Source organism: Bordetella petrii, from assembly GCF_020991325.1.
GTDB classification, from domain to species: Bacteria; Pseudomonadota; Gammaproteobacteria; order Burkholderiales; family Burkholderiaceae_B; genus Bordetella_A; species Bordetella_A petrii_E.
Map to the genome: position 1 here is coordinate 47785 of NZ_JAJMLX010000003.1, position 11429 is coordinate 59213.

Consider the following 11429-nt stretch of genomic DNA (forward strand, 5'->3'; position numbering starts at 1 on the left):
GCCGGGCCGGCGGCGGTTTCTCCCGATCTACCGGAAACTGGATCATGAATGATCGAACTTTGGGCATCCTGGCCCTGATCCTGGCCGCCTTCATGACGTGGGCGGGCTGGGACATTGAAGCCCCCTTTGCCTACGAACCCGTGGGGCCGCGCGCCTTCCCCATGCTGGTGGCGCTGATCATCGGCCTGTGCGGCCTGCGCCTGGCCGTCAAGGGAGGCAATCCCATCGAAGCCAACTCGCCCGGGGCCAATGCCCGCATCGGGCTGATGGTGCTGTGCGCCGCAGGCTACGCATTCCTGTTCCAGTGGCTGGGATTCGTCATTGCCACGGCGCTGATGACGGTATTCGTGGGCCGGCTGTTCGGCGGCTCGTGGTTGAAGTGCGCAGTGGGCGGCCTGGCCATGGGCATCTTCTTCTTTCTGTTGTTCGACAAGGCGCTGGATGTCGTCCTGCCCGCCGGCCTGCTGGGAGACTTGCTATGAGCGCTGTGCTGGATCATTTGGCCATTGGTTTTGGTGTCGCGTTCTCGCTCACCAACCTGTTGGTGGCCGCGATCGGTTCTTTCATCGGCACCATGGTCGGCGTCCTGCCGGGCCTGGGGCCCATCAACGGCGTGGCCATGTTGATACCCATCGCCTTTGCGATGAACCTGCCTCCGGAAACCGCCCTGATCCTGTTGGCCGCGGTCTACGTGGGTGCAGAATATGGGGGACGCATCACATCCATCCTGTTGAACGTCCCGGGTGAAGCCAGCGCCATCATGACCACGCTGGACGGCTATCCCCTGGCGCGCCAGGGCATGGCCAACGTGGCGCTGTCCCTGTCTGCCGCCTCGGCGTTCGTGGGGGCCATTGTGTCGGTTACCGGCATCATCCTGCTGGCGCCCCTGCTGGCCCGCTGGGCGCTGGCGTTCGGGCCGGCCGAATACTTCGTGCTGATGGTGTTTGCGTTCTGCTGCCTGACCAGCCTGCTGGGCAAGCAGCCCATCAAGGGCGTGCTGGCCGCCATGATAGGGCTGGGCATATCGGTGATAGGCGTCGACGCTAATTCGGGGGTGTATCGCTACACATTCGAATCGGTGCATTTGTCTGACGGTATCGACTTCGTGGTGGTGGTGATTGCCTTGTTCGCCGTGGCCGAGATGCTGGAAATGCTGGAGAAAGTCGTGGCTGGCCACAGTGTCGAGGTCAAGCCCAGCGGCCGCAAGCTGTTCAACATGAAGGAACTGGCCTTCACCTGGTGGAGTATTGTGCGCAGTTCGTTCGTGGGCTTCGGCGTGGGCGTGCTGCCTGGCGCGGGGGCCAGCGTGGCTGCCGCGGTGGCGTATTCGCAGGAAAAGCGCATCATCGAGAACAAGGATCCCGACGCCAAGTTCGGCAAGGGCGATATGCGCGGCCTGGTGGCGCCCGAATCGGCCGCCACTGCTTCGGCCATCGGCTCGTTTGTGCCCATGCTGACGCTGGGTGTACCTGGGTCTGGAACCACCGCGGTCATGATGGGTGCGCTGACGCTGTACAACATCACGCCTGGGCCTGTGCTGTTCGATTCCAAGCCCGAGCTGGTCTGGGGCCTGATTGCATCGCTGTTCATCGCCAACGTGCTGCTGTTCCTGATGAACGTGCCCATGGTGCGCGTGTTTTCCAAGGTGCTGTCGGTGCCTGGCTGGCTAATGGTGCCGGGCATTCTCAGCATCAGCTACATCGGCGTCTATGCCATCAATTCGGGCACTTTCGACCTGCTGCTGGTGGTGGGCATCGGCACCATCGGGTACTTTCTGCGCAAGTTCGGCGTGCCCATGGCGCCCTTGGTGCTGGGCGTGGTGCTGGGCGACATGATGGAGCAGAACTTGCGCCGCGCGCTGTCCATTACCAACGGCGATGTCGCCGTGCTGTATTCCAGCTCGGTATCGATAGGTTTGTGGATTGCCGCCGCGGCGGTCGTGATCGTGCCGCAGTCGCTGCGCAAACTACGCGAACGCCGGCAGGCACGGACTACTGCCGCCTGAGCACTTGGTGCTCAACTTCGGGCCGGTGGGTTGCAACCCATCCGGCCCCTTTTTTTATACATGGACCAGGCGCGCAATGGCGTCATCCAGCGTGGCGTCTTTCTTGGCGAAGCAGAAACGCACCAGGCCGTGGTTTGATGCCTCGGCTTCCGGGTGCTGATAAAACGCCGACACTGGAATAACGGTGACGCCATGCTGCAAGGTCAGGTCGCGTGCGAAGTCGGCTTCCGATTGTTTCGAGATGGCGCTGTAGTCGGCCAGCATGAAAAACGTGCCGGGGCTGGGCAAAGGTTTGAAGCGGGTCTTGGCCAGGCCGGCCGCCAGGCGATCACGCTTGGCCTGGTAGAACGCCGGCAGGCCCAGATAGGGTTCGGGGTCGCGCATGAATTCGGCCAGGGCGAACTGCATGGGCGAAGACACCGTGAACACCATGAACTGGTGCACCTTGCGCAGTTCGGCACTGAGCTGGCGCGGCGCACAGCAATAGCCGATTTTCCAGCCGGTGGTGTGGTACGTCTTGCCGAACGATGAAATGACGAACGCATGTTCGGCCAGCAGCGGCCGCCTGGCCAGGCTGGCGTGCGGTTGGCCGTCGAACACAATATGTTCATACACTTCGTCCGACAACAGCAGAATGCCGGTGTCGCGCACTATGTTTTCCAGCGCATCCAGGTCGCTGTCATCCAGCACCGCTCCCGTGGGATTGTGCGGAAAGTTAAGCATCAGCAGGCGCGTGCGCGAGTTGATGGCGTCGCGCACGCGTTGCCAGTCGATGCGGTAATACGGGTCTTCCGGGGTTGGGGCGCGCAAGGGTACAGGCACGGCGGTGCCGCCAGCCAGGCGGATGGCCGGCAGGTACGAGTCGTAGCAAGGTTCGATAACCACCACTTCATCGCCGGCGCTGACGGCTGCCAGCACCGTGGCCATTAGGGCTTCGGTGGCGCCGCTGGTGACGGTAATTTCGGTTTCGGGGTCGTAGGCACGGCCGTACAGGGCCTGGGCCTTGTCGGCAATGGCTTGTCGCAGGGGGGCCACGCCCGGCATGTAGGGGTACTGGTTGTGGCCCTCGGCCATGGCGCGCGACACCAGTTCGCACAGGCGCGGATCCGGGTCGAAATCGGGGAAGCCCTGCCCCAGGTTGATGGCCTTGTGTTCCAGGGCCAATCGGCTCATTACGGTGAAAATGGTGGTGCCGACGTCGGGCAATTTAGATCGGATCATGGGCAGGAAGCAGCGGAAAGGATTCGGATAAACCGCATAAGTATCCCACTAACCGGGGGCAACAAATGCCCGCAGGTGACATGCATATTTCCTCGGGCATGCATGGATAAAAAGCCACATTCGGGTAAACAACTATTTGTTTTGTCCAAGACCGGTGAGTATGCTGACTTTCGTAGTTGATTCAAGTGTTGCACAGGCCCCTTTTGCTTCGGCGTCCTTGATTCACTCGCATTCGTTTTTATCACCAGGACGCTACACAAATGGTTCAGAAGGGCAAGGTCAAATGGTTCAACGCCGATAAAGGTTTCGGCTTCATCACGCCGGACACTGGCGGTACCGACGTTTTCGCGCATTTCTCGGCTATTCAGGGCCGCGGCTACCGCAGCCTGAACGAAGGCCAGGAAGTCGAATTCGAAGTCAAGGAAGGTCCGAAAGGACCTCAAGCGGCCGATATTCGCCCGCTTTAAACCGGGAAATCCGCTTTCCCGTGAACCAGGGCTTCATCCCTGGTTGCAACGCCCCGCGGCTGTCATGGCTTCGGGGCGTTGTCGTTTACGGCCGCCGTGCCCTGCATGTTCCAGGGCTGTGGGTAACTGAGTGAACAAGTCTGTGGATAGTTCTTCGCCGATACGGCGGACAGCGGCGTGTACCGGTGCTCGTTGGCGTCCAGCCCGCGGGTTTTACACAAGAGCTGCTATACGTATATCTGTCTTCATAGCAAATCGGCTATAGGGCGCCACGGCAGGCCGCAAACCAGGCGGGGCGAAAAATTTCCCTTGTTTTCGGGGGCTTACCCAGGAGATGCAGGTGATTCCCTGGGCTATGCGGTAACGCGCGCCGCGCGCCACGCCTGCTCCGTACCCGGGCGGACGCGCAGTGTCGTCCGAGTTGTTCACAAAGATATCCCCAATTTCTTTTGTATCTTTTGATGCGTCCAGCAGTGGCTGTTCCGCTGTGGGGTACTTTGTGGATAGCCTGCTTCCCTCCGTCCCAGATGGGCAATCCGGCGGGGCGCCCCAGTGGTTTCGCGGCGGGCTGTTGATAAGCATTTGACGGCCCATCGTAACCGTAACTACCAACAGGGCTATCTGCTTGTCTGCATGATGTTTCACGTGGAACATCGTGGGCGTAGATGTGCAGCCCTTGCCACCACATGCGCCCATCTCTGGGCACCATTATTGAGGTAGAACACCCCAGGGTATCAATTGCCGTCAGGCGTCGGCATTGAGCTAGCGACAATCCTTGTCTCGCGGTGCCAATCACCCAGCACACTTGTACTTGGACTCGAGTTTCTCCCATATACGAACATCTGCTGCGAATGCTTCAGAAGCGGTCAGGTCGATCGAAGGGCCAGGCCTGTCCAGTCAGACTGCCCCAATGAATAACAACTCCGCCTAGCCAGCGATTTTCGCCATTCACAACAGCAAGTACCGCGACCCAAGTGATGGCCCGTAATGGCAGGTAGTCAGGGGTGGCAACGGCTGTGTAGGCCTGTTCCTACATAGACGTAGCTTCGACCGACTTGTTCCCATGCGGGCAATGAATGATAGTGCGCGGCGTAGCGGTACCTTATATCCCCGCCGGCACCTGTAGCAATTGTCGGCTGTTCGAATAGGTAGTTATCGCTGTACTTCTCCCACCCCCTTGCCGTGAGCTTGGTTCTTTGACACCGTGAGCCGGACCAACACCCGGCACATACCACTATGCGAATGGCAACTCCAGGCGTGCAGGGCGCCTGGAGTTGCCGGCCCTGCACGATGTTCTTCTTTCCCGCCAACCTGGGGCAAGCATGCAAGAACGATGGTCGTTCCGATAGTGTGGCTTATCTGAGTAACCGCGAGTCGGTGGGGTTGGGGGCGACGGCATCGGCGCCTCGGGGCCGGGCACGGGCGCGCTGGGCGCCCCGTACGGTACCGTGAAGCTGATGCCGTCGCCCCCAACCCCACCGACGCCGTAAGAACTGAATAGCCCGACACCCCACACCCCTAGCCACGCTCCAACCCTTCTTTCCACCAGTTCCCGCGATGTTCCACGTGAAACATCGTTGTGCCCATGCCATTCAGACGCCAGTAGTTGCAACTCTGTCGATGTTTCACGTGAAACATCAATCAGGTCGCCTCTATAATGGACCCCAGCCAGCCCCCACCTTTCTTGCTCTTCATCATGGATTACCCCCGCGAATTTGACGTAATCGTTGTCGGCGGCGGACATGCCGGCACCGAAGCCGCGTTATCCGCAGCCCGCATCGGCGCCAAAACCCTATTGCTGACGCACAGCATCGAGACCCTGGGTCAGATGTCCTGCAATCCGTCCATTGGCGGCATAGGCAAGGGGCACCTGGTCAAAGAGGTCGATGCCTTGGGTGGCGCCATGGCCATCGCCACGGACGAGGCGGGGATCCAGTTCCGCATTCTTAACGGTTCGAAGGGCCCCGCCGTGCGTGCCACGCGTGCACAGGCAGACCGGGTGCTGTATCGCAAGGCCATACGCAGCCGGTTGGAAAATCAGCCCAATCTGTGGATTTTCCAGCAGGCGGTGGACGATCTGATGGTTGAAGGCGACCATGTGGTCGGCGCGGTTACCCAGATAGGCCTGAAGTTCCGGGCACGTTCGGTAGTGCTGACAGCGGGCACTTTCCTGAACGGCCTGATCCACGTGGGGCTGCAAAACTATTCGGGCGGGCGCGCGGGTGATCCACCGGCCATCAGCCTGGGCCAGCGGCTAAAAGAACTAAAATTGCCGCAAGGCCGTTTGAAAACCGGCACGCCGCCTCGCATCGACGGGCGCACCATCGACTACAGCGCGCTGGAGGAGCAACCCGGCGATCTGAACCCGATGCCGGTATTCTCGTTCATGGGCAATGCTGCCATGCACCCGCGGCAACTACCCTGCTGGATCACCCATACCAACGCCCGTACCCATGACATCATCCGGGGCGGGCTGGATCGTTCGCCCATGTACAGCGGCGTCATCGAAGGGGTGGGGCCGCGCTACTGCCCATCCATCGAAGACAAGATCCATCGCTTTGCCGACAAGGCGTCGCACCAGGTCTTTCTAGAGCCAGAAGGTCTGGACACGCACGAGGTTTACCCGAACGGCGTATCCACCAGCTTGCCCTTCGACGTGCAGTGGGATTTGATCCATTCCCTGCCTGGCCTGGAAAACGCCCACATCCTCCGGCCCGGCTACGCCATCGAGTATGACTACTTCGACCCCCGTGCGCTGAAAAGCACGCTGGAAACCAAGGCAATTGCCGGCCTGTTCTTCGCTGGCCAGATCAACGGCACCACTGGCTATGAAGAAGCCGCCGCCCAGGGCTTGCTGGCGGGGGCCAATGCCGCGTTGCAGGCACTGCAGCGCGAGGCCTGGACGCCACGCCGCGACGAAGCCTATCTGGGGGTATTGGTGGATGACCTGGTCACGCGCGGCGTTACCGAGCCCTACCGCATGTTCACCTCGCGAGCGGAATATCGGCTCAGCCTGCGTGAAGACAATGCCGACCTACGCTTGACCGAAATCGGACGCAAGCTGGGGTTGGTGGATGATGCGCGCTGGGATGCATTCAGCCGCAAGCGCGATGCCGTGGCGGCGGAAGTCGAGCGCCTGAAATCCACCTGGGTGAATCCTCGCAGCTTTCCCGCCGAGGCGGCCGAGCCTTTGTTGGGCAAACCTATTGAACGTGAGTACTCACTATCAGATTTACTCAAGCGGCCTGCGGTGTCCTATGCCACGTTGATGGCGGCGCGCAATGTCGACGGCAGCCTGCTGGCTGGCCCGGGCGTGGCGGCGGACGACATCTTGGCGGAACAGGTCGAGATCCAGGTCAAGTACGCCGGATACATCGCCCGCCAGCAGGACGAAGTGCAAAAACACCTGGCGCATGAACAGCAGCGCATTCCAGCCGACATCGACTACGACGCGGTCACCAGCCTGTCGTTTGAAGTGCGCCAGAAACTCAAAGACCACCGCCCCGAAACCATCGGGCAAGCCGCGCGTATTTCTGGCGTGACGCCCGCCGCGATTTCATTGCTGCTTATTCACCTGAAGCGCCTGCACTACGGCTCGCGCAAACAAGCCGCATGAGCCCCGCGCCGGACTCCGGCCTGGCGTCGCGGCTGGCACAGGCCTGTCAGGCACTGGACCTGCCTGTGGATAACGCGCGGGCGGAAAAACTGCTGGCCTACCTGGCCCAGATGCAGCGCTGGAACCGTACCTACAATCTCACCGCCATCCGCGACCCGGAACAGATGCTGGTGCAGCATTTATTCGACAGCCTGAGTGTCGTTAACCCATTGGGACGTGTGTTGAATGAAGCGGGGCCGGCGGCCGTGTACGACATCGGATCGGGCGGAGGGCTGCCCGGGGTCGTGCTTGCCATTCTTCGGCCAGGCTGGCAGGTCAACTGCGTGGACGCGGTAGAAAAAAAGATGGCATTCGTGCGCCAGATGTCCGGCGCCTTGTCGCTGCCCAATCTGCGGGCCCTGCATGCGCGCGTGGAAGATCTCCCGCCCGCGGATAGCGACGTGGTCATTTCACGCGCGTTTGCTTCGCTCAAGGATTTTGCGGCGTTGGCCGGTCGCCACGTTCGCAACGATGGTACGCTCGTCGCCATGAAAGGGAAGGTCCCGCAAGACGAGATACAGGCCCTGCATGAGCAGGGTGAATGGCAGGTGCACGACATCCAGGCGCTGCAGGTGCCCACGCTGGATGCGCAACGCTGCCTGATCTGGATGCGCCGCAGTCAAGGAACTCTATGAACACCACATCGCCCCGCAAGCCTGTTTCCCGCGTATTCTGCATTGCGAACCAGAAGGGCGGCGTGGGCAAAACCACCACCGCCATCAATCTGGCCGCGGGCCTGGCCACGCATGGCAAGCGCGTGCTGCTGGTCGACCTCGATCCCCAGGGTAATGCCACCATGGGCAGCGGCATCGATAAAAGCACCCTGGAATCCAATCTATACCAAGTGCTGATCGGCGAATCCAGCATCGAACAGGCGCGCGTGCGCTCCGAGGCCGGCGGCTACGACGTGCTGCCTGCCAACCGCGAACTGTCCGGCGCCGAGATCGACCTGGTCACCATGGAAGAACGGGAACGCCAGTTGAAGATGGCCATCGACGAAGTCATCGAACAATACGACTTTGTCCTGATCGACTGCCCTCCCACGCTGTCGCTGCTGACGCTCAACGGATTGGCCGCCGCCCATGGCGTCATCATTCCCATGCAGTGCGAATACTTCGCCCTGGAAGGGCTTTCCGACCTGGTCAACACCATCAAGCGCGTGCATCGCAATATCAATGACGACCTGCGCCTGATCGGCTTGTTGCGTGTCATGTTCGACCCGCGCATGACGCTGCAGCAGCAAGTGTCTGCCCAGCTTGAATCGCATTTTGGCGACAAGGTGTTTTCCACCGTTATCCCGCGCAACGTGCGCCTGGCCGAGGCGCCCAGCTATGGTTTGCCGGGCGTGGTGTACGACCAGGCTTCGCGCGGAGCCCAGGCCTACATTTCCTTCGGCGCCGAAATGGTCAAGCGCGTCGAAACCATGGACTGACCCCAGCATGGCTGCCCGAATCGGCAAGTTGGGGTTATCCACATGTGCGCCGTATTCGCGGCCAGGCGTATCGTCCCAGTTTGCGCCCAACGGATGGTCCGGCCAAGCAGGCGGACACGTATGCGGCCAAGGGGAAAGTCGCAGCAAGAATAGAAAGTTGTAAAAGGATTACTCGACATGGCTACCAAGAAACCCAAGGGACTAGGCCGGGGGCTGGACGCCCTGCTCGGCGCGGACGGACCTGCCATCGACAACATCAGCAAGGCATCCGCCAAGCCCGAGGGCCCACCTTCTACACTGCCCGTCACCAAGATGCGCGCCGGCAAGTATCAGCCGCGCACGCGCATGGACGAGGGCGCCCTGAACGAACTGGCCGAATCCATACGCACACAGGGCATCATGCAGCCCATCCTGGTGCGCGCACTGGGCGACGACCCCGGCCACTATGAAATCATTGCCGGCGAACGCCGCTTCCGTGCCGCGCAGTTGGCCGGGCTGAAAGAAGTGCCCGTGCTGGTGCGCGAGGTGGCCGACGAGAACGCCGCCGTGATGGCGCTGATCGAGAACATCCAGCGCGAAGATCTCAACCCGCTTGAAGAAGCCCACGGCGTGCGCCGCCTGCTGGACGAATTCGGCCTTACCCACGAGCAGGCCGCCCAGGCCATAGGCCGTTCGCGCTCGGCTACCAGCAATCTGCTGCGCCTGATGAATCTGGCCACGCCGGTGCAAACCATGCTTCTGGCCGGCGATATCGACATGGGCCACGCGCGCGCGTTGCTGGCCGTCGAAGCCGCCGTGCAGATCCAGTTGGCCAACCAGGTCATCGCCAAGCGCCTGTCGGTGCGCGAGGCCGAGAAACTGGTGGCCAAGGCCGCCAAAGAATCGGAAACCGCACCGCGCAAGAAAACCAATGGCGCGTCGCGCGACGTCACCCGTCTCGAAGAAGCCTTGTCCGACCAGTTGGGCACCCGCGTGGCCCTGAAAGTGGGCAGCCGCGAAAAAGGCCAGATCGTTATCGACTTCCATGGCTGGGAACACCTGAATTCCCTGCTTGAACGGCAGGGCCTGTCCGGGGTTCTGGATGCCTGACCGCCGGCTGCCGACCATAGCCGTATTGGCGACGGGCGGTACCATTGCCGGGGCGCAATCCGCGCATGCTTCGCATGCCTACCGCGCGGGCGCATTGTCTGTCGAACACCTGCTGGCCGCGGTACCCGGCCTGGCCCAACTGGCGCGCATACAGGCCGGGCAGGTGGCCAGCGTCGGCAGCCAGAACATGACGCATGCCGTCTGGGCCGCCCTGGCGCAGCGAGTCGATGTCCTGTGCCAGGAGGCCTCGGTGGATGGCATCGTCGTCACGCACGGCACGGACACCCTGGAAGAAACCGCCTATTTCCTCAGCCTGGTCACGCGCCACGACAAGCCTGTGGTGTTGGTGGGCGCCATGCGTCCGGCCACGGCTCCGGGCGCCGACGGCCCCGCCAACCTGTTCCACGCCGTGGCGCTGGCCGGCTGCCCGGCCGCGCGCGGCCGCGGCCCGCTGGTGGTCATGAACGAAGACATCCATTACGCGCGCGAGGTCCAGAAAATGGCCTGCGCGGGCGTTGCCGCCTTTGCGTCGCCCAATCGCGGCAGGGCAGGGGTGATGCGGGCCGCGCAGGCCCATTTTTTTTCGCGCAACGACACCGTGCATACCCGCGACAGCATTTTCTCGCTGCAGGCCCTGGAAGCGGCCGGATGGCCCCGGGTGGACGTCGTGCATGCGGGGGTGGGCCTTGGGGACGACCTGATCGATTTCCTGGCGGCCCGCGCAAGCGGCCTGGTGCTGGCCGGGGTGGGCGATGGCAATGCCACCGACGGCGCCCTGGCGGCCTTGCAGCGGGCATCTGCAGCGGGTGTGGCGGTGGTGCGCGCCAGCCGCACCGGCAGCGGCCGGGTCGGACGCAATGTGGAAGTCGACGACGATGCCGCCGGCTTTATCGCTGCTGGCGAGCTCAGCCCGCAGAAAGCCCGCATTTTGCTGATGCTGGGGCTGTCAATTAGCCGCGACCCGGCCCGGCTGCAGGAATTTTTCAATCAATATTGAGCCCAGGGCGCGAAAACCCCAAGAGTCATTTGACTTCCGTTTTAAAAGTGTCCATAATCCCTAGTTCTCCGCTGGAGGGGTGCCCGAGTGGTTAAAGGGGGCAGACTGTAAATCTGTTGGCCTTGCGCCTACGTTGGTTCGAATCCAACCTCCTCCACCAGAGACCCATATTCCGAATCCAGGCTTCGTGCCTGGATTTCAATGTAAGGCCCGACGTTACCGTGCGGTATTGTGGCGCGGTGGGCACTGCAGAATACGGGTGAGTGGTGAAAGGGTAGCCTGCGGGTGTAGCTCAATGGTAGAGCAGAAGCCTTCCAAGCTTACGACGAGGGTTCGATTCCCTTCACCCGCTCCAGATTTGCCCATGTGGCTCAGTGGTAGAGCACTCCCTTGGTAAGGGAGAGGTCACGCGTTCGATCCGCGTCATGGGCACCACTTTTTTGTTCTCTTCATAGTCAGAAGCTTCAATCCAGGTCAGGAGTCAGCCATGGCAAAAGGCAAGTTTGAACGTACCAAGCCGCACGTGAACGTGGGTACGATTGGTCACGTTGACCACGGCAAAA

At 61.6% G+C, this 11429-nt stretch carries 9 protein-coding genes, 3 tRNA genes and 1 pseudogene; 12 read left to right on the plus strand and 1 reads right to left on the minus strand.

From position 1 onward, the window contains the following. The first annotated feature begins 44 nt into the window (after window positions 1–44). Window positions 45–482: a tripartite tricarboxylate transporter TctB family protein gene (locus LPZ50_RS00860; protein ID WP_230656561.1), complete on the plus strand. Its 438-nt coding sequence runs from the start codon at window positions 45–47 to the stop codon at window positions 480–482. Further along, window positions 479–2005, plus strand: coding sequence for a tripartite tricarboxylate transporter permease (locus LPZ50_RS00865; RefSeq protein WP_230656563.1), 1527 nt, complete (start codon window positions 479–481; stop codon window positions 2003–2005). Before LPZ50_RS00860 ends, LPZ50_RS00865 begins: the two co-directional genes overlap by 4 nt. A gap of 54 nt (window positions 2006–2059) precedes the next feature. On the opposite strand, the gene LPZ50_RS00870 is transcribed toward LPZ50_RS00865, so the two are convergent. Next, window positions 2060–3226: a pyridoxal phosphate-dependent aminotransferase gene (locus LPZ50_RS00870; RefSeq protein ID WP_230656565.1), complete on the minus strand. Its 1167-nt coding sequence runs from the start codon at window positions 3224–3226 to the stop codon at window positions 2060–2062. Window positions 3227–3486: 260 nt separating this feature from the next. On the opposite strand from LPZ50_RS00870, the gene LPZ50_RS00875 reads away from it, so the two are divergent. The 10 genes and pseudogenes from LPZ50_RS00875 to LPZ50_RS00920 form a co-directional block, all read left to right on the plus strand. Beyond that, window positions 3487–3693, plus strand: coding sequence for a cold-shock protein (locus LPZ50_RS00875; protein ID WP_218371046.1), 207 nt, complete (start codon window positions 3487–3489; stop codon window positions 3691–3693). Window positions 3694–5389: 1696 nt separating this feature from the next. Next, the gene (gene mnmG / locus LPZ50_RS00880) at window positions 5390–7309 is read left to right on the plus strand and encodes a tRNA uridine-5-carboxymethylaminomethyl(34) synthesis enzyme MnmG (RefSeq protein ID WP_230656567.1); all 1920 of its coding nucleotides are present in this window, start codon (window positions 5390–5392) and stop codon (window positions 7307–7309) included. Then, window positions 7306–7983 carry a 16S rRNA (guanine(527)-N(7))-methyltransferase RsmG gene (rsmG, locus tag LPZ50_RS00885; protein WP_230656569.1) on the plus strand — a complete coding sequence of 226 codons (678 nt, stop codon included), beginning with the start codon at window positions 7306–7308 and terminating at the stop codon, window positions 7981–7983. Before mnmG ends, rsmG begins: the two co-directional genes overlap by 4 nt. Continuing rightward, window positions 7980–8780 carry a ParA family protein gene (locus LPZ50_RS00890; protein WP_230656571.1) on the plus strand — a complete coding sequence of 267 codons (801 nt, stop codon included), beginning with the start codon at window positions 7980–7982 and terminating at the stop codon, window positions 8778–8780. Before rsmG ends, LPZ50_RS00890 begins: the two co-directional genes overlap by 4 nt. 177 nt (window positions 8781–8957) lie before the next feature. Continuing rightward, a complete protein-coding gene (locus LPZ50_RS00895) occupies window positions 8958–9869 on the plus strand; it encodes a ParB/RepB/Spo0J family partition protein (RefSeq protein ID WP_230656573.1) in 912 nt (303 codons plus the stop codon). Then, window positions 9862–10866 (plus strand): asparaginase, encoded by a 1005-nt coding sequence (locus tag LPZ50_RS00900; RefSeq protein WP_230656575.1) that lies wholly within the window; start codon window positions 9862–9864, stop codon window positions 10864–10866. Before LPZ50_RS00895 ends, LPZ50_RS00900 begins: the two co-directional genes overlap by 8 nt. Before the next feature lie 73 nt (window positions 10867–10939). Beyond that, window positions 10940–11026, plus strand: a tRNA-Tyr gene (locus LPZ50_RS00905). Between the two features lie 121 nt (window positions 11027–11147). Then, window positions 11148–11221: transfer RNA gene (locus LPZ50_RS00910), tRNA-Gly, on the plus strand. 5 nt (window positions 11222–11226) lie between these two features. Then, window positions 11227–11301 (plus strand) — tRNA-Thr (locus LPZ50_RS00915). 52 nt (window positions 11302–11353) lie between these two features. Next, window positions 11354–11429 (plus strand): annotated as a pseudogene (locus LPZ50_RS00920) (elongation factor Tu); the annotation flags it as partial.